The sequence below is a fragment of the Pseudonocardia oroxyli genome, assembly GCF_900102195.1.
Taxonomy (GTDB): Bacteria; Actinomycetota; Actinomycetes; order Mycobacteriales; family Pseudonocardiaceae; genus Pseudonocardia; species Pseudonocardia oroxyli.
The window spans coordinates 91,758-114,948 of the sequence record NZ_FNBE01000013.1; the positions used below are offsets into that span (position 1 = coordinate 91,758).

19 protein-coding genes are annotated in these 23,191 nt (G+C 73.1%); 8 read left to right on the forward strand and 11 right to left on the reverse strand.

Annotation, left to right across the window (positions count from 1 at the left end):
- Positions 1-146: 146 nt before the first annotated feature.
- The 5 genes from BLS43_RS19750 to BLS43_RS19770 all read right to left on the reverse strand — a co-directional run bounded on the left by BLS43_RS19750 (position 147) and on the right by BLS43_RS19770 (position 4,942).
- Positions 147-971, reverse strand: a complete 825-nt coding sequence (locus tag BLS43_RS19750; protein ID WP_093087174.1) for a hypothetical protein — start codon at positions 969-971, stop codon at positions 147-149.
- 275 nt (positions 972-1,246) lie between these two features.
- Complete coding sequence (locus tag BLS43_RS19755; RefSeq protein ID WP_093087176.1) at positions 1,247-2,380, reverse strand: epoxide hydrolase family protein; 1,134 nt, start codon at positions 2,378-2,380, stop codon at positions 1,247-1,249.
- The gene (locus BLS43_RS19760; RefSeq protein ID WP_093087178.1) at positions 2,380-3,135 is read right to left on the reverse strand and encodes an SDR family NAD(P)-dependent oxidoreductase; all 756 of its coding nucleotides are present in this window, start codon (positions 3,133-3,135) and stop codon (positions 2,380-2,382) included. Before BLS43_RS19760 ends, BLS43_RS19755 begins: the two co-directional genes overlap by 1 nt.
- Positions 3,135-4,133, reverse strand: a complete 999-nt coding sequence (locus tag BLS43_RS19765; protein WP_093087180.1) for an acetamidase/formamidase family protein — start codon at positions 4,131-4,133, stop codon at positions 3,135-3,137. The genes BLS43_RS19760 and BLS43_RS19765 overlap by 1 nt, the downstream gene beginning before the upstream one ends.
- Positions 4,134-4,198: 65 nt before the next feature.
- Entirely contained in the window at positions 4,199-4,942 is a 744-nt protein-coding gene (locus BLS43_RS19770; protein ID WP_245707608.1) for an IclR family transcriptional regulator, read from the reverse strand.
- A 67-nt stretch (positions 4,943-5,009) separates the two neighbouring features.
- Between BLS43_RS19770 and pcaH the strand changes: the two genes are divergently transcribed.
- Together pcaH and pcaG are read left to right on the forward strand one after the other, a co-directional pair.
- Positions 5,010-5,705, forward strand: a complete 696-nt coding sequence (gene pcaH / locus BLS43_RS19775) for a protocatechuate 3,4-dioxygenase subunit beta (protein WP_093087184.1) — start codon at positions 5,010-5,012, stop codon at positions 5,703-5,705.
- A complete protein-coding gene (gene pcaG, locus BLS43_RS19780) occupies positions 5,698-6,207 on the forward strand; it encodes a protocatechuate 3,4-dioxygenase subunit alpha (RefSeq protein ID WP_093087186.1) in 510 nt (169 codons plus the stop codon). The genes pcaH and pcaG overlap by 8 nt, the downstream gene beginning before the upstream one ends.
- 65 nt (positions 6,208-6,272) lie before the next feature.
- Here pcaG and BLS43_RS19785 read toward each other — a convergent pair whose 3' ends face one another.
- Positions 6,273-6,710 carry a hypothetical protein gene (locus tag BLS43_RS19785; RefSeq protein WP_143030130.1) on the reverse strand — a complete coding sequence of 146 codons (438 nt, stop codon included), beginning with the start codon at positions 6,708-6,710 and terminating at the stop codon, positions 6,273-6,275.
- Between the two features lie 197 nt (positions 6,711-6,907).
- Between BLS43_RS19785 and BLS43_RS31245 the strand changes: the two genes are divergently transcribed.
- Together BLS43_RS31245 and BLS43_RS19795 are read left to right on the forward strand one after the other, a co-directional pair.
- Positions 6,908-7,558 carry a GtrA family protein gene (locus BLS43_RS31245; protein WP_093087190.1) on the forward strand — a complete coding sequence of 217 codons (651 nt, stop codon included), beginning with the start codon at positions 6,908-6,910 and terminating at the stop codon, positions 7,556-7,558.
- Positions 7,494-8,231: an alpha/beta fold hydrolase gene (locus tag BLS43_RS19795; RefSeq protein ID WP_245707610.1), complete on the forward strand. Its 738-nt coding sequence runs from the start codon at positions 7,494-7,496 to the stop codon at positions 8,229-8,231. Before BLS43_RS31245 ends, BLS43_RS19795 begins: the two co-directional genes overlap by 65 nt.
- Before the next feature lie 17 nt (positions 8,232-8,248).
- On the opposite strand, the gene BLS43_RS19800 is transcribed toward BLS43_RS19795, so the two are convergent.
- Entirely contained in the window at positions 8,249-9,376 is a 1,128-nt protein-coding gene (locus BLS43_RS19800; RefSeq protein WP_093087194.1) for an acetyl-CoA hydrolase/transferase C-terminal domain-containing protein, read from the reverse strand.
- A gap of 24 nt (positions 9,377-9,400) precedes the next feature.
- Entirely contained in the window at positions 9,401-10,354 is a 954-nt protein-coding gene (locus tag BLS43_RS19805; RefSeq protein ID WP_093087197.1) for a helix-turn-helix transcriptional regulator, read from the reverse strand.
- A 40-nt stretch (positions 10,355-10,394) separates the two neighbouring features.
- Between BLS43_RS19805 and BLS43_RS19810 the strand changes: the two genes are divergently transcribed.
- The 4 genes from BLS43_RS19810 (at position 10,395) to BLS43_RS19825 (ending at position 14,781) form a co-directional block, all read left to right on the forward strand.
- The gene (locus BLS43_RS19810) at positions 10,395-11,510 is read left to right on the forward strand and encodes an epoxide hydrolase family protein (RefSeq protein WP_093087199.1); all 1,116 of its coding nucleotides are present in this window, start codon (positions 10,395-10,397) and stop codon (positions 11,508-11,510) included.
- 9 nt (positions 11,511-11,519) lie between these two features.
- Positions 11,520-12,503: a glutathione S-transferase family protein gene (locus tag BLS43_RS19815; protein ID WP_093087201.1), complete on the forward strand. Its 984-nt coding sequence runs from the start codon at positions 11,520-11,522 to the stop codon at positions 12,501-12,503.
- Positions 12,504-12,577: 74 nt separating this feature from the next.
- Positions 12,578-13,795: a glycoside hydrolase family 3 N-terminal domain-containing protein gene (locus tag BLS43_RS19820; RefSeq protein ID WP_245707611.1), complete on the forward strand. Its 1,218-nt coding sequence runs from the start codon at positions 12,578-12,580 to the stop codon at positions 13,793-13,795.
- A gap of 119 nt (positions 13,796-13,914) precedes the next feature.
- Complete coding sequence (locus BLS43_RS19825) at positions 13,915-14,781, forward strand: DUF559 domain-containing protein (RefSeq protein WP_176921435.1); 867 nt, start codon at positions 13,915-13,917, stop codon at positions 14,779-14,781.
- Between the two features lie 68 nt (positions 14,782-14,849).
- Here the strand turns inward: BLS43_RS19825 and BLS43_RS19830 are convergent, their stop codons facing one another.
- From BLS43_RS19830 to BLS43_RS19840, 3 genes are read right to left on the reverse strand one after another with little or no spacing between them, the layout of a single operon-like run.
- Positions 14,850-15,629, reverse strand: coding sequence for a beta-ketoacyl-ACP reductase (locus BLS43_RS19830; protein ID WP_093087208.1), 780 nt, complete (start codon positions 15,627-15,629; stop codon positions 14,850-14,852).
- Positions 15,630-15,632: 3 nt separating this feature from the next.
- Complete coding sequence (locus BLS43_RS19835) at positions 15,633-21,158, reverse strand: ATP-binding protein (protein WP_425438558.1); 5,526 nt, start codon at positions 21,156-21,158, stop codon at positions 15,633-15,635.
- Between the two features lie 22 nt (positions 21,159-21,180).
- Positions 21,181-23,127 (reverse strand): 3-oxoacyl-[acyl-carrier-protein] synthase III C-terminal domain-containing protein, encoded by a 1,947-nt coding sequence (locus BLS43_RS19840; RefSeq protein WP_093087213.1) that lies wholly within the window; start codon positions 23,125-23,127, stop codon positions 21,181-21,183.
- Positions 23,128-23,191: the final 64 nt, after the last annotated feature.

Here is a 23,191-nt window from a genome sequence, read left to right on the forward strand (position 1 = left end):
GCCGTTCCTCCCAGCTCCTCACGGCTCCTCGCAGCGAGGGTCGGGCGCGGAGCGGGGCCACCGCTCCACGCCCGCAGCCGCGCATCCGCTCCCCAGCGACGCGACTGCCCCGCGATCCGGCGCTCCCCAGCACCGGGCGCGGACGATCAGGACTGCTGCACGCCCGAGTTGCTCGAACCGGTCGACGCGGCGGACTGGTGCACGTCGCCCGAGCTGAGGATGCCGCCGATGTTGACGGTCGGGTTGATCTGCAGGTTCAGCCCGAGCAGGCTGCCGCCCTGCGCGGCCTTCTGCGACCCGCCGCCGTGCCCGCCGCCGTGCCCGCCGCCGTGCCCGCCGGAACCGGACTGCTGCACGCCCGAGTTGGCGGACGAGTTCGAGTAGGCGGTCTGCGTGACGTCGCCGGAGTTCAGGATGCCGCCCGCGTTCACCGCCGGGTCGACCTGCACCAGCCCGGAGACCAGGTCACCGGCCTGGAAGGACTCCTGGCCGCCGCTGGAGTCGTGCCCGCCGTGACCGTGGCCGTGCCCCGAGCCGCCGGACTGCTGCACGCCCGAGTTCGCCGAGCTCGCCGAGTAGGCGTTCTGGTGCACCCAGCCGGAGTTGCCGATGCCGCCGACGTTCGCCGCCGGGTTCACCTGCAGGAGCCCGCCGACGAGGTCCCCGCCCTGGACCGCGGTCTGGCGGCCCGAGCCGTGCCCGCCGGACTGCTGCACGCCCGAGTTCGCCGAGGACGCCGAGTACGCCTTCTGGTTCACCGACCCCTTCGACAGGATGCCGCCGACGTTGAGCGCGGGGTTCACCTGGCCGAGCAGGCCCACCAGGCTCCCGCCCTGGACGGCGGTCTGGCGGCCCGGGCCGGAGTCGTGGTGGTACTCGCCGGCCTGGGCGACGCCGGTCCCGGCCAGGGTGAGCGGCACCCCGAGGGCGCTGACGGCGACGATGCGGGCGGTACGGGTGAAGCGAGACATCACGGCTCCTGGAGTGGGCGCGCCGCATCGACCGACCACAGTGGACTTTCACGAGCCACCGCACCGGCTGCGACCTGAACGTTTCCGGGGATGTCCACCGGCGTCACCACCCGCAGACGTTCACTTCAACGACGGTCACTCGATAGGGGTACGGCGGTGACGGAGAAGTGATGTCGATCTCTCAGCGGCAACGCATCTCACTCGTTCAGGTACCGCAGAGTGCTGCTCCGTTCAGCGGAGTGTCACCGCGGCGTCCCTGCAGTGTCAGCGGATCGTCAGCGCAGCGGCCGGAAGAAGGCACGCAGCTCGTCCACGAGCGTCTCCGGCTGCTCCAGCGCGGCGAAGTGCCCGCCCGCGACCGGTGTGGAGTAGTGCCGCAGGTCGGTGAACCGCCGCTCCAGCCAGTGCCGCGGCAGCCGGGTCATCTCGTGCGGAAAGATCGTGACCCCGGTGGGGACCTCGACCGTGTCGAGCCGCCGGCGCCGGAAGCTCTCCCAGTACAGCCGCGCGCTCGAGGCCGCGGTGCCGGGCAGCCAGTAGAGCATCACGTTGTCCAGCAGCCGGTCGCGGGAGATCACGTTCTCCGGGTGTCCCGCGCAGTCCGTCCAGTCCCAGAACTTCTCGATGATCCAGCAGGCCTGCCCGACGGGGGAGTCGGTCAGCCCGTAGCCGAGGGTCTGCGGGCGGGTCGACTGCTCCGCGGAGTAGCCGGTGCCGGAGACCGCGAAGCGCTTCGCGAACATCTTCGCGGCCCGTTCGTCCTTGGACAGCGGCTTGCGCTCGTCCTCCGGCGGGGCGTCGGCCAGCGGCATCGTGAGGTGGATGCCTGCCAGCGCCTCGGGCAGCCCGGACGCCAGCGCGCTGGTGACCATGGAGCCCCAGTCGCCGCCGTGCGCGCCGTAGCGGTCGTAGCCCAGTCGGTCCATCAGCTGCGCCCACGCCGTGGCGATCCGCTCGACGCCCCACCCGGACACCGCGGGCTTCTCGCTGAACCCGTACCCCGGCATCGACGGCAGGACGACGTGGAAGGCGTCCGCCGGGTCCTTCGGGTCCGTCAGCTCGGCGAGCACCCCGAGGTACTCGACGACCGACCCCGGCCAACCGTGCGTGATCAGCAGCGGCAGCGCGTTCTCGTGCCGCGACCGGACGTGCAGGAAGTGGATCTCCAGGCAGTCGTCCGCGCCGCCGTCGAGCCCGGTGGTGAACTGCGGCCAGCCGTTGAGCTCGGCCTCGCAGCGTCTCCAGTCGTAGGTGTCCGCCCAGTACGCGGTCAGCTCGCGGGCGTAGTCCAGCGGCACGCCCTGGGTCCAGCCGCCGACCGTGGCGGCCTCCGGCCAGCGGGTGCGCCGCAGCCGGTCGCGCAGGTCGTCGAGCTCGGCGTCCGGGATGTCGAGTCGGAAGTCGCGCACTAGAGCTGCACGCCCCGCGTGAGCGCGCCGTCGACGACCAGGTTGGTCCCGGTGATCCGCGACGCCAGCGGGCTCGCCAGCATCACCACGGCGTAGGCCACCTCCTCGGGGGTGCCCATCCGGCCCGTCGGGTTGAGGCCCATGGCCGTGTCGAACAGCTCCGGGTTCCCCTGCTCGATCCCGGCCCACACGCCGCCCTCGAAGTAGGTGTTGCCCGGGGACACGACGTTCGCCCGGATCCCCTTCGCGGCCAGGTCGACGGACAGGCCCGAGACGTAGTGCACGATCGCGGCCTTCATCACGCCGTACGAGCCGTCCGCGAAGTCGATCTCCCGTCCGGACACGCTGGACACCGCGATCACCGACGCCGACGGCGAGGCCTCCAGCGACGGCATGGCCGCCTCGACCATCCGCACGGTGTGCATGAGGTCGACCTCGAAGGAGCTCCGCCAGTTCTCCTCGCCCGGCCCGATCGCGAGCGCGCTGACGTTCGCGACCACGATGTCGATGCCGTACTCGGCCTCGTCGGACACCCACTCGGTCAGGGCCGCCGCGTCCCCGACGTCGAGGGCCCGGCCCGCGACGTCGTACCCCTTCGACCCGAGCAGGTCGACTCGGGTGCGGACCTCGTCCTCGTTGCGCGCGCAGAACGCGACCCGCACGCCCTCGGCCGCCAGCATCTCGACGACGGCGGCGCCGATCCCCTTGGTTCCCCCGGTGACCAGGGCCTTCTTGCCGCTGAGCTGCAGATCCATCAGACGGATCCTCCGATTTCGCGCAGGTGGGCGTGCATGCCGCCGTAGGCGGAGCCCGTGGGGAGCAGGGACTTGGCGACCTTGGTGACCGCCGAGTAGTTGGTGTCGACCACGTTCGCCAGCGGCGACTCGGCGACCTGGGTGAGCAGCTGGTAGGCGTCGAGCCGGTCGAACCCGTAGAGCTGCCCGAGCCAGTCGATCATCCCGACCTGGCTGATCCGCCAGGCGTCCTCCAGCGGCCGGGACGACCCGACGACCGTGTAGTGGGTGTCCGACTCGATCCGCGGCCAGGGGGTGGCCGTGTTCTTGATCAGCTCGACGAGCAGGGTCACGTCCATCGCCCCCTCGACCGCGGTGCCGCAGCTCTCGCCCTCGCCCTGTCGGTAGTGCCCGTCGCCGACGGAGAACAGCGCCCCCTCGACGTTCACCCCCAGGTAGCAGGTCACGCCCGGCTTCATCTCGGGGGTGTCCATGTTGCCGCCGAACGCGTCGGGCACCAGGCTCGACCGCACCTCCCGGCCGGCGGGGGCCACGCCGACGGTGCCCAGCATCGGGTTGCACGGCAGCTCGAGCCGCAGGTCCACGCTCTGCGCCTGGAAGGCGACGGTGTTGCGGGCCCGGTCCAGCTCGTAGATCCAGGTGCGCTCGGGCAGCGGCTCGTGCAGCAGCGCGGTCCGGTCGGTGCCCGACAGCGCGCCGAAGAACGGGATCGTGGTCGACGCGCCCCAGTCCCGGGCCGGTCGCAGGTCCACGATGTGCAGGGCGAGGGTGTCGCCGGGCTCGGCGCCCTCGACGAAGAACGGTCCGGTCTGGGGGTTGACCTCGGTCATGTCCAGCACCGCGCTCGGCCGGTCCGTGGTCGAGGTCAGGCGTCCGGAGAAGGCGTCCTCGGTCCAGAGCTTGAGCAGCGTCCCGGGCCGGATCGTGTGCGACGGCGGCGCCCCGCCGAACGTCCAGACGTACTGGTCCCGGGTCGGTCGGTACTCGACGACGTCCACGGCAAGATCGTGGCCTGCGCGGGGTCGACCCACAAGTCTCGCGCGAACGTCGCGTTCGCTCACACCTACCGAGCGAGCGCGCCGTTCACTCCGGTGAGGGCGCGGGAGATCCCGCGCGCCGCGGCCAGCACGGCCGGGGCGTAGGCGTGGGGGTTGGACTCGGCCGGGACGACGATCGACAGGGCGGCGACGACACCCGTCGCGTCCCGGACCGGCGCCCCGACCGACTGCGAGACGAGCTCGATCTGCTGCACGCTGATCGCCACTCCCGTGCGCCGGACCTCGCCGAGCAGCCTGCGGATCTCCGCGGGGTCGACGACCGTCGCGGGCGTGAACCGCCGGACCGGCGCGGCGAGCACCCGGTCCACCAGCTCGGGGTCCGCGTGGGCGAGCAGGGCCAGCCCGACCCCGGTCGCGGTGGCGGGCATCCGGGAGCCCGCGCGGCTGCGGATGCTGACGGCGTCGTGCGCGGACAGCCGCTCGACGTAGACGACCTCGGCGCCGTCGAGCACGGCGAGCACGACGTTGTGCCGGGTGACCTCGTGCAGGTCCTCCAGGTACGGCATCGCCCGCTCCCGCAGCCCGACGCCCCGCGGGGCCAGCGAGCCGACCTCCCAGAGCCGCAGCCCCACGCGGTACGCGCCGGACTCCGCGCGCTCCAGGGCGCCCCACGCCGCGAGCTCGCCGACGAGCCGGTGGGTGGTGGTCAGCGGCAGGCGGGTGCGCCTGCTGATCTCGGTGAGGGTGAGGACGGGGGTGGCGTCGGTGAAGGCGCCGAGCACGTCCAGCACCCGGGCGGCGACGCTCACGCCTGCGATTCTTCCGCAGAGCGGAAGCGATGTCGAACCGGGGCGCGGGACGGGGCAGGCTGCCGGCATGCACCAGTACGTGCGGGCCGACGACGTCCATCCACCGCTGGACTCACCCGAGTACAAGAGCACCGGCCTCCGCCATCCCACCCAGGCACCGATCGTCGTGCCGCAGCGGTTGACCGAGGTCACCGGCCCGCTGCTGCACGGCACCATCGGGCCGAACGACCACGACCTCACCCGCCAGCACGCGGGCGAGCCGCAGGGCCAGCGGATCGTGGTGACCGGTCGGGTCCTGGACTCCGACGGGCGTCCGGTCCCGGACACCCTCGTCGAGGTCTGGCAGGCCAACGCCGCGGGCCGCTACGCCCACGTGAACGACACGTGGGCCGCCCCGCTCGACCCGAACTTCACCGGTGGCGGCCGGGTGCTGACCAACTCCCTGGGCGAGTACTCGTTCACCACGATCAAGCCGGGCGCCTACCCGTGGGGCAACCACCACAACGCGTGGCGCCCCGCCCACATCCACTTCTCACTGTTCGGCCAGGCCTTCACCCAGCGGCTCGTCACGCAGATGTACTTCCCGGACGACCCGCTGTTCGCGTTCGACCCGATCTACCGCTCCGCGCCGGAGAAGGCCCGGGAACGGATGGTCTCGGCCTTCGACATGGACGCGACGCAGCCCGCCTGGGCGCTGGCCTTCCGCTGGGACATCGTGCTGCGCGGCCGCGACCAGACCCCGTTCGAGGAGCCCCATGCCTGAGCTCACGCCGTCCCAGACCGTCGGCCCGTACCTGCGGATCGGCCTCGACTGGGCGGACGGCCCGGACGTCGTCCCGTCCGGTGGAGTGACGATCGGCGGGACCGTCTACGACGGCGCGGGCGCGCCGATCACCGACGCGATGGTCGAGACCTGGCAGGCGGACCCGCAGGGCCGGTTCCCGCACCCGCTGTCCGGCGGCACGGACTTCCGCGGCTTCGGCCGCAGCTGCACCGACGGGACCGGCCGCTGGGAGGTCCACACCCTGCTGCCCGGGGCGCTGCCCGGCGAGGCCCCGCACCTGGACGTCTCGGTGTTCGCCCGCGGGCTGCTCGACCGCGTGGTCACCCGCATCTACCTGCCGGAGCCCGGGGACGACCCCGTCCTCGCGGCGGTCCCGCAGGAGCGGCGGCACACGCTGATCGCGGAGCGGGTGAGCGAGACGGAGTACCGCTTCGACATCCACCTGCAGGGTGCGCAGGAGACGGTGTTCTTCGACTTCTGACACCCGCCGAGATGAACCTCAGGGCGATGCCGACCCCCGTCGGATCGCTCTGAGGTTCCTCTCGGCTAGGGGATGTTGCTGAACCGGACCGAGCGGAACGTGAACCCGCTCGAGTTCTCGTGCGGCCGCGTCCAGCGCGGGGCGTGGTGCTGCGCGTCCGGCTCACCCTCGGTGAGCTCCGCGCAGGACTTGCCGCTCAACAGCGCGACGGCGTCCGTGCGGTTGACCGACTCCGTCCACTCCGCCGGACCGGTGGCGAAGGACGTCAGGTCGTAGCAGGTGCCGAGCTCGGGATCGACGATCGCGTCCGACTGCGGGGACCACGCACCCTCGTCCGACGTGCCGTTCATCGCCACGTAGGTGCCGTAGGCGTGGCCGGGCGGGGTGCCCGGGGTCTCGGCCATCGCGACCGCACCCATGCCGGCCCCCGCCAGCGCGAGCAGCGCCGTCGAGACCACTGTCACCACCGTGCGGCGCATTCCGGACCCCCCGATCGAGTGCACGCGGATCACCCTACCGGGGGCGATCCACCTCACAGGGTCAACGCGCGTGCCACGGAACGGTGACGGGTAGTCGTGGTCACATCGCGGACTGGAGATCGTCTTTCACAGCGTTCCCACAGGTGGGAGCGAGCAGGTGCCCACTCCGCGGTGCGATAAAGGGACTCGTACCGGGACGAGGCGGAGGAAGGTGATCGGCGGTGACGAGCAGAGCGATCGGCGCCGCGGGCTTCCACTCCCCGTTCGGGGACCTCTCGCACCTGCGACTCCGGCTGCCGGTCGTCGCGCAGCTGACGCGGTACGCCCTGGTCGGCGGCGTCGGCACCGCCGTGAACGCAGGCCTGTACCTGCTCTTCCGGGTGGCGCTCGAGGCGATCCCGGCGAACCTCGTCGCGCTGCTGCTGAGCACGGCCGTCAGCACCGAGCTCAACCGCCGGTTCACCTTCGACGGTGCGAGTGCCCACCGCTGGCGGGTCTGGGTCCAGGACCTGGGCACGGTCGTGTTCTACGCCTTCTACAGCTCGGCCGTGTTGCTGGTGGTGGACGAGCTGATCGACGGCGCGACCACCCTCCAGGAGACGGCCGCGGTCACGGCGGCGAGCGTGCTGGGCGGGCTGCTGCGCTTCCTCGTGCTCAAGGTCTGGGTGTTCGATACCCACCATGATCAGGCAGACGGTGACGACATCGGGGTCCGGGCCGACGATCCACGCGGAGCGCGCGGGCCAGGGGCCGCCGGTGCTCCTGCTCCACGGGTACCCGCAGAGCCACGTGATGTGGTGGCCGGTGATGGACGCGTTGGCCGAGAACCACACGGTGGTGGCGCCGGACCTGCGGGGCTACGGCCGGTCTGAGCCCGCGCCGGACGGGGACTACTCGTTCCGCGCGATGGCGGCGGACCCGGCCGCGCTGATGGCCGAGCTGGGCTTCTCGGAGTACGCGGTGGTGGGCCACGACCGCGGCGCCCGGACCGCGCACCGGCTCGCCCAGGACCGCCCGGAGCGGGTCACCCGGCTGGCGCTGCTGGACATCATGCCGACCGACTACGTCTACGCCACCGTGGACCGGCGCATCGCCACCGCCTACTACCACTGGTTCCTGTACCTGCAGCCCGCCCCGATCCCGGAGAACCTGCTCGCCGGGGACCCCATCGGCTACCTGCACGCCGTCCTGGACAGCTGGGGGAGCGGCCTGGACGCCCACCCCGCGGAGGCCCTCGCGGTCTACGAGGAGGCGTTCGCGGATCCCGCGCGCCGGCACGCGATGCTCGAGGACTATCGCGCGGGCGCCGGCATCGACGTGGAGCACGACGCCACGGCAGGCCCGCTGCGCTGCCCCACCCTGGTGTTGTGGGGGGAGCGCGGCGCGGTCGGCGGGTACGCCGAGTCGCCGGTGGACGTCTGGCGGACCCGGGCCGCGGATCCCGCCCTGGTCACCGGCCGGGCGATCCCGGAGGCGGGCCACTTCCTGGTGGAGGAGAACCTCGACGCGACGCTGGCGGCCCTACGGGAGTTCCTGACCGCCTGACCACAATGCGGGCGCGGTCAGGACCAGAGGGCGGCGAGGGCGTGTCGGCGTTCCCGACGGTCCAGGCCCCTGAGGTCCGCGACGCCGCGCTCGGTCACCACCACCTCGACGTCGTGCGAGGCGGTGGTGACGGGCCGGGACAGGCGCTCGACGAGCGTCGGCTCGCCCTTCACGGTGCTCGGCAGGGCGATCACCGACACCCCCCGCCCGCGGGCGGCCGCCGCGGCGAAGTCCGGGTGGCCGCCGATCATCCCGGCGGCGACCTCGCCGATGCCCTCGACGTTGACCTGGCCGTCGAGGTCGATCTCCAGGGCGGCGTTGAGCGCGATCAGCGGGGTCCCGGTGGACAGTCGGCCGAGGTCGTGGGTGTGCTCGATGGGGTGCAGGACGCGGCGGCCGCGCGCCCAGTCGTAGAGCCGCTCGGTGCCGCACAGGTAGGCCGCGCTCGCCGACCGCAGCAGGCCCTTCTCGTCGAGATCGACGACGGGTTCGGGGAGCAGCCCGGAGTCCACGTGCACCGGCACCTCCAGTGCACCGACCATCGCCTGCGCGAGCCTCCCGGGCCCGACCTGCACGCGGGCGCCCTCGGGGACGAGCGCGGCGATGTGGCGGGCGATGGTCTCGTCCGCCGCGGTGGGAGTGGCGTTCGGGATGACGGCGGGCGGCTCGTCGGTCTCGCCGACGATCGTGACCTGCTCCGGCGGGATCGGCGGCCCCGCCTCGGCGAGCGGGGCCGCGCTGCTGAGCACCGCGGCGACCGGCACGCCCGCGTCGATCACCCCGCGGACGTAGGACGACTCGGCGCCCAGGTGCAGCCCGTCCGGCCCGCGGACCAGCTGGGCGATCACCAGGTCCGGCCGCAGCGTCGACGCCAGGATGCTCGGGACGGCCGACAGCCTGCACGGCACGACGTGCGCGAGGCCCGCCTCGATCGGCCGCCGCAACCCGGGCCCACCCCCGAGCACCCGCACGTCCGCGAACGCGCCCAGGTCCAGCCCGTCCGTGCGGCCGGGGAGCCAGCCGAGGACGAGCCGCACCCCGTCGGCCACCTCGCTGAGCGGGCCGTACAGCGAGGAGGGGGCGCCGCAGCCGTCCCCGAGCAGGACGCGGGACCCGGGGCGGACGACGGCGTCCAGACTCACCATGGCCCCGATTCGACCACAGGCCGATCACTGCCGGGGTGTGACGGCGCGTTCGTAGCGGGCGGCCAGCGCCCGGATCCGGTCGACCAGCTCCGGCGGCTCGGTGACCGTGAAGTCCAGCCCCAGCAGTCCCACGTACACCGCGATCGTCTCGACGCTGTCCGCCCCCGTGACCAGCACGGACGTCTCGTCGTCCCGCTGCTCGACGAGCCCCACCGCCGGGTTGATCCGGGCCAGGACGACGGCCGCGGGCGCGTGCACGGTGATGCGGGCGTGGACCGCCCAGCCGGTGGAGGCGACGTCCCGCAGCACGAACGCCGTGTAGTCGCCGCCCGGGAGCGCTGTCGGCGTGAAGCGGAGACCGGTGCGCATCCGCAGCCCGAGCCAGTCGACGCGGAAGGTCCGCCAGGTGTCGGTGCGGCCGACCAGGTACCAGCGGCCCTGCCAAGCGACCAACCGGTACGGCTCGACCTGCAGCGGCCAGTCCGCCCCCGGGTAGTCGAACCGGACGTGCTCGCGGTCCCGGATCGCCGTGGCCAGCGCGGTGAGCACGGCCGGGTCGACCTCCGGGTCGGGATCGGCCGTGTCGGTGTTGCGCGGCCCCTGGTCGGTGGCCTGGTGCACGGCCGCGACCTGCCGTTTCAGTCGGTCCGGCAGCACCTGTTCGAGCTTGGCCAGCGCGCGGGCGCTGCTCTCTTCGAGACCGCCGACCCCGGTGGCGGCCCGCAGGCCGATCGCGACGGCGACGGCCTCGGCGTCGTCGAGCAGCAGGGGCGGGAGCGTGGCGCCCGCCCCCAGCCGGTAGTGGCCCGCACCGCCGCGGACGCCGTGGACGGGGTAGCCGAGCTCGCGGAGCCGCGCGATGTCGGTGCGCACGGTCCGCCCGCTCACGCCGAGGCGCTCGGCGAGCTCGGTGCCCGTCCAGTCCGGACGGGTCTGCAGCAGGCCGAGGAGGGTCAGGAGACGGTTCGTGGGCGGAATAGGAACGAAACTAGCCTAATCGCCTCCTACCGTCCTCCCCATGACGACGAACTTCACCGTCCGGATCCCGCAGGCCGACCTCGACGACCTGGCCGACCGCCTCGCCCGCACCCGGCTGCCGCAGCCCGCGCCCGGAGACGACTGGACCTACGGCACCCCGAACCACTACCTCGCCGAGATGGTCGGGTACTGGCGGGACGGGTTCGACTGGCGGGCGCAGGAGGAGCGGATGAACGCCTTCCCGCAGTACCTCACCGAGATCGACGGTCAGACCGTCCACTACCTGCACATCCCGTCGGCCGAGCCGGAGGCCGTCCCGGTGCTGCTCGTGCACACCTGGCCGGGGTCCTTCGTGGACTTCCTCGACGTGATCGGGCCGCTGGTGGACCCGGTCGCGCACGGCGGGCGGGCCGAGGACGCCTGCTCGGTGGTGATCCCGTCGATCCCCGGCTTCGGGTTCAGCACGCCGCTGGTCGGGACCGGCTGGACCCTGGCCAAGGTGGCGCGCACCTTCGACACCCTGATGCGGGAGCTCGGCTACGCCTCCTACGGGGTCCACGGCAGCGACGCCGGCGCGATGGTCGCCCGCGAGCTGGGGCTGCTGGACCCGCCCGGGTTCCTGGGCCTGCACGTCCTGCAGCTGTTCTCGTTCCCCTCGGGGGACCCGGCGGAGTTCGCGGACCTCGGCCCCGCGGACTACGCGGCGCTGGAGTTCATGCAGTGGTTCCAGTCCGTCGGCGGCTACAACCAGATGAACGCCTCCCGCCCGCAGACGGTCGCGGCGGCGCTGTCGGACTCACCCGTCGGGCAGCTGGCGTACTCGGAGCTGTTCGAGAGCTTCGGCAACGGGACGTCCCTGGTCACCCGCGACCAGGTGCTGACCCAGGCGTCCCTGTACTGGTTCACCAACACCTCGGCCTCGGCCGCGCGGTTCTACTTCGAGGAGGCGCGGGCGGGCGCGGAACCGCAGGTCAACCGGGCCCGCACGGGGGTGGCGGTGTTCGCCGCGGACTTCCAGACGATCCGGGCCTTCGCCGAGCGGGACAACTCCGCGATCACCCACTGGAGCACCTTCGCCGAGGGCGGGCACTTCGCGGCGCTGGAGCGGCCGGGAGACGTGGCCGCCGACGTGCGCGCCTTCTTCTCCCGTGGGTAGGTTCCGACCATGAGCGACGGCGATTTCGTGCGGGAACCGTTGGGTGTGCAGGAGCGGATCACCGCGGACGGGTCCTCGTCGTGGCCGGTCGAGCCCGGGCGCTACCGGTTGGTGGGCGCCCGGGCCTGCCCGTGGGCGAACCGGGTGATCATCTCCCGGCGGTTGCTGGGGCTCGAGCCCGTGCTGTCGCTCGGGATCGCCGGTCCGCTGCACGACGAGCGGTCCTGGCGCTTCCACAACGACCCCGGGAACGTCGACCCGGTCCTGGGGATCGAGTACCTGCGCGAGGCCTACGAGAAGGCCGTGCCGGGCTACTCCGCGGGCGTCACCGTGCCCGCGGTCGTGGACGTGGCGAGCGGGAAGGTCGCCACCAACGCGTACCTGGAGCTGGAGGAGGACCTCGCGACGCAGTGGCGTGAGTTCCACCGGCCCGGCGCGCCGGACCTGTTCCCGGCGGAGCACCGCGCCGAGCTGGACGCGCTGAGCGACGAGATCTTCCACGACGTCAACAACGGCGTGTACAAGTGCGGCTTCGCCCGCTCCCAGGAGTCCTACGACCGGGCGTACGACGCGTTGTTCGCCCGGCTCGACGCGCTCTCGTCCCGGCTGGCGGGGCGGCGCTACCTGCTCGGGGACACGATCACCCAGGTCGACGTCCGGCTGTGGGTCACCCTCGTCCGGTTCGACGCGGCCTACCACGGCCACTTCAAGTGCAACCGGACCAAGCTCACCGAGCTGCCGGTCCTGTGGGCCTACGCCCGCGACCTCTTCCAGACCCCCGGCTTCGGGGACACGATCGACTTCCTGCAGATCAAGCAGCACTACTACGGGGTGCACCGGAACCTGAACCCGAGCGGGATCGTGCCGAAGGGCCCCGACACGTCCGGCTGGCTGGAGCCGCACGGGCGCGAGGCGCTGGGTGGCCGCCCCTTCGGCGACGGCACCCCGCCCGGCCCCCCGGTCGAAGGCGAGCAGGTCCCGCCGCCCGCCTGAGGATGTCCGACTCGCGCACCCGCGAGTCCCCCGGTTCGGACCCGCGAGTCCCGCGTCGGGGACACTGGGGCGCGATGCGGATCGAGAGCTTCCCTCCCGGCGAGACCGCGCGGACCGACCCCGATCGGCCCGCGCCCCGACGACGGCGGCGGATGGTCTCCGTCCTCACCACCGGACTCGTGGTGGGAGCGCTGGTCGCCGGGGTGAGCGGGGGGATCGGGCTGTCGTCGCACAGCGACCCGGCCCCGGCGGACGCCGCCGCCGCCCCGGCCTCGGCCCCCGCCGCCCCCTCACCCGACCCGAACACCTGCACCCCGCTGGTCGCCGCGATGAGCCCGCGGGACCGGGTGGCCCAGCGCCTGATGATCGGCGTGGACCCCGCCGACCCGGCCGCGGCCGTCGCGACGGTCCGGGACTCCCACGTCGGCGGGATCTTCATCGGCGGCAACCCCACGGCGCTGCTGCAGAACGACGCGCTCGCCGCCGTCCAGCAGGCCTCGCGGACGAAGGTCGCGGTCGCGGTCGACGACGAGGGCGGCCGCGTCCAGCGCATCGACGCCCTCGACGGCGACCTGCCCAGCGCCCGGCAGATGGCGCAGCGGACCCCGGAGCAGGTGCGGGCGCTGGGGGAGGAGCGCGGCAGGCAGCTGCTCGCGCGCGGGGTGACCTGGAACCTCGCCCCGACCGTCGACGTGTCCGACCAGCCGCGCACCGACGTCATCGGCGACCGGTCGTTCTCGAACGACCCCGCCGTCGTCACGCGGTACGCGCGGGCCTGGGAGGAGGGGCAGCGCGCGGCGGGGGTCTACGGCGTGCTCAAGCACTTCCCGGGGCACGGGCACTCCTCCGGCGACTCGCACCAGGGCCGCGTCTCGGTGCCGCCGCTGGACCAGCTCCGCCAGGACGACCTGAAGCCCTACGCCGACCTGCTCGGATCGCTCGACCAGGAGCACGTCGGGGTGATGGTCGGCCACCTGGACGTCCCCGGCCTGACCGGGTCGCTGCCGTCGAGCCTCACCCCGGCCGTCTACCAGCTGCTGCGCGGCGAGTTCGGCTTCGACGGCATGGTCATGACCGACGACCTCGGCGCCATGAAGGCGATCAGCGGCAGCTTCACCCCCGCCCAGGCGAGCCTCGCCGCCCTGCAGGCGGGCGCCGACATGGCGCTGGTGAGCAACGTCGAACGCCCGGGCCCGATCCTCGACGCGGTCGAGCAGGCCGGTCTCCCCGACACCGACCAGGCGGTGGAGCGCATCCTGGCCGCGAAGGGCCTCTGCACCCGCGGCTCATGATCACCGCGACTGGAGCGGGATCCGCGCTCAGCGCGGGTCTCGCTCCAGTCCCGGCGATCATGTGAACGTCTTCTCCCGATCCGCCTCCGGGATCGTCGCCGTCGGGCATCCTCCCCGCCGTGGATCTCGCGGTGGTACTCGCGCGACAGGGCGGCACGGTGGGCCTCGGGCAGGCCCTCACCTGCGGCCTGTCGGACGATGCCGTGCGCAGGCGGGTGCGTTCGCGGCGCTGGCGGCAGGTCTACCCGCGGGTGTTCCACGCGTCGGACCATCCGTGGACCGACACGTCCCGCACCTGGGCGGTGGTGCTGTGGCTCGGCCCGCGCGGCGTGCTGTCCGGGCCGGCTGCGGCGTTCGTGCACGGCCTCGCCGACCGCGCCCCGCCGGTCGTCGGGGTGACCGTGCCGCAGCGGAGTCGTCTACGGGGGCGGCCGGGGATCGTGGTCCGCCGTCGCGACCTCGCGCCGGAGGATCTGGGTGTCCGGCGGGGCATCCGACTCACCGGGGTCGAGCTGACCGTCCTCGAGACCGCCCTGGCGCTGCCCGACGGCGCGGCCTTCCTCGACCGCGCGCTCCAGCGCCACGTCCCCCTGCCGCCGCTCGTCGCCGCGTACCACCGCAACCTGGGCGCGCGGGGATGGTCTCGGCTGCGCCCGCTGCTGGTGGCGGCGCAGGACCGGACGGCGTCGAGGCTGGAACGGCTGTTCCTCCAGATCCTGCGGGACGCGCACCTCACCGGCTGGGTGGCGAACCTGCGGATCGGTTCCTGGGAGGCGGACGTCGCCTTCCCGGAGCAGCGGGTCGCGATCGAGCTGGACGGCTGGGCCTGGCACGTCGAGCCGGGCCGGTTCCAGGGCGACCGCACCAAGCAGAACTCCCTCGCCCTCACCGGGTGGACCGTCCTGCGGTTCACCTGGGCGGACGTCACGCAGCGGCCGGACCACGTGCGGGCGGTGGTCCGACGCGCCCTCGCCCTGGCGGCATGATCACCGCGACTGGAGCGGGACCCGCGCTCAGCGCGGGTCCCGCTCCAGTCCCGACGATCATGGCGCGGTCAGTCCATGTCCAGCCCGCCGTTGACGCTGATCACGGAGCCGGTGATGTAGCCCGCCCGCTCGTCGACCAGGAACTGGACGGCCCGCGCGATCTCGTCCGCCTGGCCCAGGCGGCCGACCGGGACGCCCTTGAGGAGCTTCTGCAGGACCTCCTCGGGCACCGCCGCGACCATCTCGGTCTCGATGTAGCCGGGCGCCACGCAGTTCACCGTGACGCCCTTGCGCGCCACCTCCTGGGCGAGGGACTTGGAGAACCCGAACAGGCCGGACTTCGACGCCGCGTAGTTCGCCTGCCCCACCGCGCCGGACTCGCCGACCACGGAGGAGATGTTCACGATCCGGCCGAAGCCGTTGCCGGTCATGTGGTCCAGCACGGCCTTGGTCATGTAGAAGGCGCCGGACAGGTTGACCCGCAGCACGGCGTGCCAGTCGTCCACCGTCATCTTGCGCACGGTCTTGTCGACGGTGATCCCGGCGTTGTTGACCAGGTAGTCGAGGCGGCCGTAGCGCTCCAGCACGTCGGCGACGACGCGCTCGCAGTCCTCGGGCGCGCCGACGTTGCCCTGGTGCACGGAGACCGACGCCCCCTCCGCTCCCAGCTTCTCCGCCAGGTCCTCGGCGGCCTTGGCGTTCGACGAGTACCCGGCGGCGACGTGCACGCCGTCGCGGGCGAGAGCGGTGGTGATCGCCGCCCCGATCCCCCGGGCCCCGCCGGTGACGACGGCGACGCGAGGTTCGGGCTGGGCGTCCGTGCGGGGAGCAGGGGCGGCGTTCGTCATCTTCTACGTCTCCTGACGCTCGAGTACTCGGGACATGCCCCGGCGGACCGCGTCGACGAGGTACGGCCGGAGCTGGTGGGGATCGACGATCTGGTGAACGGACCCGACGCGCTGGGCCCGCTGGATGGAGTGGGTGGAGTCGAACTCCTCGGCGACGTCGCCGAGCTTCTCCGACCGGACGTCCGACCGGACGGCGGCGAGCTCGGCCCGCAGGCCCGCGGCCTCGGCACCGGACGACGCGGCGATGCGCTCCTCGAGCGAGGTCACCCGCGGATCCGCGGCCACCCGCTTGCGCACCTCGCCCGCGAACACGACGGCCGCGGCGGGCGCCCCGCCGAGCACCGACGCGTACGAGCCCTCGACGGCGGCGACCTCCATCGAGTCGTTCAGCGTCGCGGAGAAGACCACGAACGCGCCGCCGTGGTAGCGGGAGACGACGCAGAAGGCGATGGGGCCGTCGAAGTTGACGATGGCCCGCCCGATCTCGGCGCCGTACTCCAGCTGCAGCCCGCGCAGCGACTCCGGCGAGCCGTCGAACCCGGACAGGTTCGCCAGCACGACCAGGGGCCGGTTGCCCGACGCCGCGTTGATCGCCCGCGCCGTCTTCTTCGACGACTTGGGGAACAGCGTGCCCGCGGTGAACTGCTCGGGGCCGTCGACCGGCACGATGCCGCGCCGGGGGACCGGCTTGGACTCGATGCCGAGCAGGGCCACGGGCTGGCCGCCGAGGTGGGCGTCGTACACGACGACCGAGTCGGCGTCGTGCATGTCCGCCCAGCGCTCGAGCGGCTCGTGGTCGGCGTCGGCCACCGCCCGCATCACCGAGCGGATGTCGAAGGGCTTCTTGCGGCCCGGGTTCGTCTCGGCGGAGAAGATCTCCCCGACGGTCGCGAACTCCGGCCCGGCGTGCGGCGCGGTGGTGACGTCCCGCTGCACCGGGTCCGTGGTCGGCGCGGGCCGCGGGAACCGCTCGCCCGGCACCACGTAGCAGTGCTCGTAGTGCCGGAACAACGTGTCGACGGCGGCGCCGAGGTCCGGCGCCCAGTACTGCGCCTGGCCGTTCGGGCCCATGATCCGGTCGTAGCCGCCGATGCCGAAGTTGTCCTCGGCCGAGACGCCGCCGGAGTAGTCCAGGGACTGCTTGCCGGTCAGCACCATCGCGCTGTCCGGCGTCATGACCAGGATGCCCTTGGTGTGCATGAGCATCGTGGCCTCGGCGTTCCAGTAGGGCTGGGCGCCGACGTTGATCCCGGTGACGACGACGTTGATCTCGCCGCCCTCCTGGGTGAACTCCACGACCGCGCGCAGCGCCCGGGAGATCCAGTCCATGTTCTCCGTGCCGGAGTCCATGGCGATCCGCGCGCCCGAGGACACGGCGAACCACTCGATCGGCACCCGCAGCTCCCGCGCGAGCGTGATGGCCGCGCACACGCGGGCGCACTCGGCCTCGGCCAGCGAGCCGAGCCCGCGGGTCGGGTCGCCGATCAGCACCACGCGGGTCATGCCCTCGGGCTGCTTGGCGGTCGTCGCGGTGACGGTGCCGAGCACCAGGTTGGCCGTGTTCAGCCCGGGGGCCCGGTCGACCGGCGTGGCCGGCGCGAACGAGCCGTCGAGCAGGTCGTACTCCTGGAACTCGCCCAGCATCCCGACGATCTCGTACGGGTAGACTGCGCCGCGGCGCTGCGCCTTGATGACGTTCTGGGCGTAGGCGTCGAGCTCGCGCATCGGGCCGGCGGGCGGCTCGTCGAGCTTGACGGTCAGGCCCGCGCCCGGGGGGCGGGTCAGCCGCAGCAGGTGCGCGCCCTCGGCGGTGCGGAAGTCGACCTGGACCTGCTCGAGGCCCAGCGCGCCGGTCCGCGCCGCGAGCGGCCGCACGACCGCGTCGAGCTCGGAGAACGGGATGTCGACGACCGGCCAGACGTGCAGCACGATCCGGTTCCACCCGAGCTTGGCCAGGGCGGGGTCGGCGCTGCGCGCGCTGCGCAGGGAGTCCAGGCAGGCGTCGATGGCCCGCTCCAGCTCCGGCACCGACCGGATGACGCCGCCGCCCGCAGGCTCGCCGGAGGGCGCGTCGGCGCTGCCGTCCCGCAGGACCGTCAGCCGCCGGACGTCCGCCAGCGCGATCAGCCGCTGGTCCTCGCGCACGTTCTTGCCGGTGGCGTGGAACAGATGAACGTCCGTCTCAGACGGAAGTCTGCGCAGATCGAAACTCGAGAGCCGCCACAGCCCGAGCCGCTCGGCCACGAGCGGGTGCAGGCCGCGTAGCGTGCGGTCCTCGACGAGCGTGCCGTCCGCCTCGGGTCGCAGGGTGAACCAGACGGGGCCGGGGTCGGCGAGCGCGTCGGTCTCCCGGTTGGGCAGCACCGCCACCGCGATCCGGGCCACCTTGTCCACCGGGACGGCGCCCACCGCGGCGCGGACGCGCTCGGCGCGGGCGTCGGGGTCGCCCCCGTCGTCGGTGTGCGTCGAGGTGACGTAGAGGTCGACGAGGGCCTTGTCGCCCTCGGGCAGCTCCTCCACCCGGCGCCGCATCTGGTTCGCGGCGGCCAGCGCGCGGCGCGGGTCGTTGTTGTCGATCACCGTGGCGAGCACGGTGCGCGGCCTGCCCGCGTGGGTGTAGCGCGCGGTGAGCAGCGGCAACCCGACGGCGTCGATGACCTGCAGGTCCTCGAGCTCGCGGATGCGGTAGTACCGCCGGGTCATGACCTCGAGCAGGGCCGCGTTGTGCTGCGCCGCGAAGACGCCGAGGATCGTCTCCGACGAGCCGACCAGCCGCTGGATCGCCGCGTCCCGATCGCCCGCCGAGGGCAGCGCGTCGAGCTCCTGGCGCACCTCGCGGCGCACCCGCTCCCGCTCGGCCTCCACGGCCGGGGCGTCGAAGCAGTGGTAGCGGACCCGGCGGGCCAGGTCGCCGACCACGGGGTGCCGCAGCTGGGTGGCGACGACGAGGTCGTCCAGCGTGCGGAGGTAGTCCTCGGGCAGGTGCGCCAGGGACTCCGGGTGCGCGAGCCGCCACTGCAGGAGCCCGCGAATCACGGCCTCGTGCGCGGTGGCCCGCTTGTGCGCCAGGAACATCCAGTACAGCGCGGGCTCGAGGTCCGGACCGTCCGGGCCGGTCCCGTAGTGCGCCAGTGCCCGGCGCAGCTTCGCGACGAAGGACTGCGGCAGGCCCTCGGTGTCCCGGGACTGGAGGAAGGAGTGCAGGTACTCCTGCGGGTTGCGGCCGTCGTCCGGCTCGACCGTGTCCTCGCCCGCGCGCTCGCGCCGGTTGCGCGACAGCGCGGACAGGTCGGTGAAGATGCGCAGCACCGCGGTCTCGCCCGCGAGCACGGCGGGGTCGGCGCCGGGCAGCGCGGCCCGCGCCTTGTCCAGCGTGGAGACGAGCGGGGCGGCCTCGCGGGCGTCGACGTCGTAGCCGAGGACCTGCCAGCGCAGCGCGGTCAGCACGTCCGCGGCGACGTCCGCCGGGTCGTCGGTGACCGACGTGCCCGCCAGCGCGGTGAGATCGGCGCGGTCGCCGCTCGCCTCGACGGCGCCGCCCTCCGCGGCGGGCTCCAGCCGGACGAGCTTCGTCCCGCCCTCGACCTGGGTGTTCGCCGGCACGAGGACCTCGGCCACGGTGCCCGCGAAGGGCGCACGCAGCGCGGTCTCGAGCTTCATCGACTCGACGACGGCGACGACGTCCCCCTCGGCGACCTGCTGCCCGGCCGTGGCCGGGACGGCGACGACCATGGCGGGGGCGGGCGCGCGGACCATGCCCGCCTCGCCGCCGGAGATGCGGTGCACGGCCCCGTCGACCTCGACGAGGTAGTCGCTGCCCTGCGGCGCGGCGAGCACCGAGTAGGTGGTGCCCGCGACGGTGAGCCTGCGCTCGAACCGGCCGACGTGCTCGACGTCCACCTCGACGCGCGTGCCGTCGAGCTCCACGCGGTAGCGCTTGGCCCGGACGCGGGCGACGCGCAGCCGGTAGCTCTCGCCGACGGCCCGGACGTCCGTCTGGTGCCAGGTCTCGGCGCCGACCTCGGGACGGCCGCGCTCGGCGGCGGCGAACAGCCGGTCCTGCTGGCGGGCCACGTGCCCGTCGTGCGCCTCGACGGCGGTGGCGAGCAGTGCGACGTCGAGCCTGCGCGGCGGGGTGTAGCCCTGCGCCATCAGCCCGTCGAGCCAGGTGGTGTCGGTGTCGCCCTCGACGAGCTCGGGGCGCTGCAGCAGGTCGAGCAGGAAGGCCTTGTTCGTGGTGCCGCCGTCGATCACCGCGGCGGTCTGGCGCAGGGCGCGCAGCAGCCGCGCCCGCGCCTCGTCCCGGTCCCGGCCCCACGCGATGATCTTCGCGATCATGGAGTCGAACTGGGCCGGGATGAGGTCCCCGGTCGCCACGCCGGTGTCCACCCGGATCCCCGGGCCCGAGGGCAGCGCGAGGTGCTGGATCAGACCGGGGGCGGGGGCGAACTCGCGCTCCGGGTCCTCGGCGGTGAGCCGGGCCTCGATGGCGTGGCCGGTCCCGCGGGGGGTCTCGGCGGCGATGTCGGCGAGCTTCCCGCCGCCCGCGATGTGCAGCTGCAGCTTGACGATGTCCACGCCGGTGCACGCCTCGGTGACCGGGTGCTCCACCTGCAGCCGCGTGTTGACCTCGAGGAACGACAGCAGCCGCTCCTTGGGCTCGTAGAGGAACTCCACGGTGCCCGCGTTGACGTACCCGGCGGCGCGGGCGAGCTCGGCGGCCGAGCTGCGCAGCAGGGCCTCCTGCTCGGCGTCGAGCGCGGTGGAGGCGGACTCCTCGATGACCTTCTGGTTGCGGCGCTGGACGGAGCAGTCCCGGATGCCCAGCGTCCACACGTCACCCGTCGCGTCGGCGACGACCTGAACCTCGACGTGCCTGCCGCCGGAGATGGCGCGCTCCAGGAAGACGGTCGCGTCCCCCGCGGTCTTGGCCGCCTCGGAGGAGGCCCGCTCGAAGGCCTCGGCGAGGTCGTCGGGGTGGTTCACCTTCCGGATGCCGCGCCCGCCGCCGCCCGCGGTGGCCTTGACCATCAGCGGGTAGCCGATGGCCTCCGCCTTCTCCCGGGCCTCGGCGAGGTCCGCGACGGGCCCGCCGGACCACGCCGCCAGCGGCACACCGACGCGCTCGGCGAGCTTCTTGGCCGCGATCTTGTCGCCCAGGTCCCGCATGACCTCCGGCGAGGGCCCCACGAAGGTGATGCCGAGCGTGCGGCAGAGCTCGGCGAACTCCGCCTTCTCCGACACGAAGCCCCAGCCCGGCCACACGGCGTCGGCACGGGCGACCCGCAGCGCGCGCTCGAGCTCCGCGTAGTCCAGGTAGGGCGACGGTCCGAGGTGGTCGGGGTCGTCCGGGCCGATGAGCACCGCCTCGTCCGCCTCGCGCACGAACATCGCGCGCCGGTCCACGGCGGTGTAGAGCGCGATGGTGCGCAGCGGGTGGTGTCCCGCCGCGTTCCACTCGCGCACGGCGTGGATGAGCCGCATCGCGGGCTCACCGCGGTTGACGATCGCAATCCGGGAGAAACTCACGGAGCCCATCCTGCTATACCGCTCAGGCACCGAAGGCCACCCGAACGTCGTCGCTCGTGGTGGGGGCGACCGCCGCGGGCGCCGCGGGCGCCGCGGGCGTGCGGGGTGCGGGCACCGCGCCGGTCACGCGGGGGAGCACGACCTCCGGGGCCATGATCGACGGGTCGACCGTCAGCACGGCGTAGCCGCCGACGGCACCCGCGCCGAAGCCCGGGGCGAAGACCCTGGTCGGCTCGTCGATCACGCCGTCGCGGACCGCGTCGAACAGGGCGATCGGGATGGACGCGGCCGAGACGTTCCCCATGTCGCCGATGTCGAAGTAGAGCTGGTCGGCGCGCAGACCGGCCTTCTCGGCGAGCTGGACGATCATGGTCCGGTTGGCCTGGTGCGGCACGATCAGCTCGATCTCGTCGAGCACGCCGAGACCGTCGAGCTCGGTGATCATCTGCTCGAGGTAGCGGGCGACGAGCGCCTTCACCTCGGGTCCGTAGACCGTGATGTCGCCTGCGAACTCGGGGTTCGGCCAGATGATCGAGTTCACCTGGGCCGTCGGTCCGGAGGCGTAGGTCTGCACGTACTCGACGTCTCCCGCCGACCCCTCCGCGGCGGGTGCGACGACGAGCGCCGCGGCGCCGTCCCCGAAGATCATCCGGGAGGTCCGGACCGCGCCGATCTTGTCGCTGAACTTCTCGACGCAGACCAGCAGCACCGGGCGGTTCACCTCCTGCAGCTGGCGGATCGCCTCGGCGAGCCCGTACGGCAGGCCCGCGCACGCCGCGACGATGTCCGCCGAGCAGTGCGTCTGCAGGATCCCCAGCTCACCGGACAGCCAGGTCGACATCGACGGGATCAACCGGTCGCTGGTGCAGGTCGCGACGAGCACGGCGCCGATCTCCTCGGGCCGGCGGCCCGCGTGGGCCAGTGCGGCGTCCGCGGCGGCCAGCGCCAGGTCCCCGATGTCGTACTCGGAGTAGCGGCGCCGCTCGATGCCGGTCTTGGTGCTGATCTCCGCGGCGCTCATCGGCGACCAGGAGAAGCTCGAGTTCCGCACGACGTCCTCGTTCTCGCAGACGTGCTCACCGCGCACGATCGCGAGCGCCTCGATCGTCGGCTTGACCGCCTGGTCGGCGATCTTGACCGGCGGGTACGGCGTGGCGGGCGCCGCGGGCGTCGGGGTGTTCCGGGAGGGGCGGGTCCTCAGGGGCGCGCCGTGGCGGACCCGGTCGAGGAACGCCGCCACCTCCCGGGTGCGCGGATGGAAGGCGATGACGACGTCGTCGTCGCCGATCGCGTCCGCCTCGCGCAGCTCGGTCCGCGACCGCGTCCACGGGTACTGGTTGTGCAGCACCATCGCCCACCGGCTCAGCGCCTCCAGCTCCGGGGCGGGCTCGGCGACGTCGTGGATCTCGGTCGTGGAGAAGACGGGGTAGTCCGGCTCCAGCTCGGGCAGGACGAAGGTCAGGGCGCCGGGGGTGTCGAGGAACTCCGACACGGTCGGCTTGACGGCCGCGAGGCCCGTGGCGTGGTGGCGACGGTGCGCCCAGACGTCGAACAGCAGGGCGAAGAGCCGCTCCTCGACCTCGCCGTGCCGCCCGGCGGGCAGACCCGCCCAGGCCGCGCGCACGGCCTCGACCTTCGCGGCGCCGTCGACCCACGGGGTGACGGTGGGGAGGAAGACGTCCTCCCGGGTGCGCGGCAGGTCCCGCCAGCGCGTGGGGCGCTTGTCGTAGAGGGTCAGCGCCCACCGGTTGACCCAGAACAGGTTCTGGCCCAGGTCTCGCAGCAGATCGAAGCGGCGCGTGTAGGTACGTCCGGCGATGTCCGTTCCGGTAGGGGCTTTGGACTCGAAATCGCGCGTGATGACCGCTTCGGCGGCGGCGACCGAGTCCAGTACCGAGAAATCGAGATCCGGTGAGAAGTTGGCCGGGAAGACGAGGCGACCGTGGCGGTTGACCACGAACGGCTTCATACGGTGCCTCCAGTCGGAATTCCGTGTCACGGCGCGCCGAAGTTCCTGGTCTGACCGGCGGCGG

What these genes read in the sequence shown, in the direction of transcription:
- BLS43_RS19750 (WP_093087174.1), bottom strand. Translation starts at nt 971, where the DNA reads ATGTCTCGCTTCACCCGTACCGCCCGCATCGTCGCCGTCAGCGCCCTC.
- BLS43_RS19760 (WP_093087178.1), bottom strand. Translation starts at nt 3,135, where the DNA reads ATGGATCTGCAGCTCAGCGGCAAGAAGGCCCTGGTCACCGGGGGAACC.
- pcaH (WP_093087184.1), top strand. Translation starts at nt 5,010, where the DNA reads ATGCACCAGTACGTGCGGGCCGACGACGTCCATCCACCGCTGGACTCA.
- pcaG (WP_093087186.1), top strand. Translation starts at nt 5,698, where the DNA reads ATGCCTGAGCTCACGCCGTCCCAGACCGTCGGCCCGTACCTGCGGATC.
- BLS43_RS19795 (WP_245707610.1), top strand. Translation starts at nt 7,494, where the DNA reads ATGGACGCGTTGGCCGAGAACCACACGGTGGTGGCGCCGGACCTGCGG.
- BLS43_RS19800 (WP_093087194.1), bottom strand. Translation starts at nt 9,376, where the DNA reads ATGGTGAGTCTGGACGCCGTCGTCCGCCCCGGGTCCCGCGTCCTGCTC.
- BLS43_RS19810 (WP_093087199.1), top strand. Translation starts at nt 10,395, where the DNA reads ATGACGACGAACTTCACCGTCCGGATCCCGCAGGCCGACCTCGACGAC.
- BLS43_RS19815 (WP_093087201.1), top strand. Translation starts at nt 11,520, where the DNA reads ATGAGCGACGGCGATTTCGTGCGGGAACCGTTGGGTGTGCAGGAGCGG.
- BLS43_RS19820 (WP_245707611.1), top strand. Translation starts at nt 12,578, where the DNA reads ATGCGGATCGAGAGCTTCCCTCCCGGCGAGACCGCGCGGACCGACCCC.
- BLS43_RS19830 (WP_093087208.1), bottom strand. Translation starts at nt 15,629, where the DNA reads ATGACGAACGCCGCCCCTGCTCCCCGCACGGACGCCCAGCCCGAACCT.
- BLS43_RS19840 (WP_093087213.1), bottom strand. Translation starts at nt 23,127, where the DNA reads ATGAAGCCGTTCGTGGTCAACCGCCACGGTCGCCTCGTCTTCCCGGCC.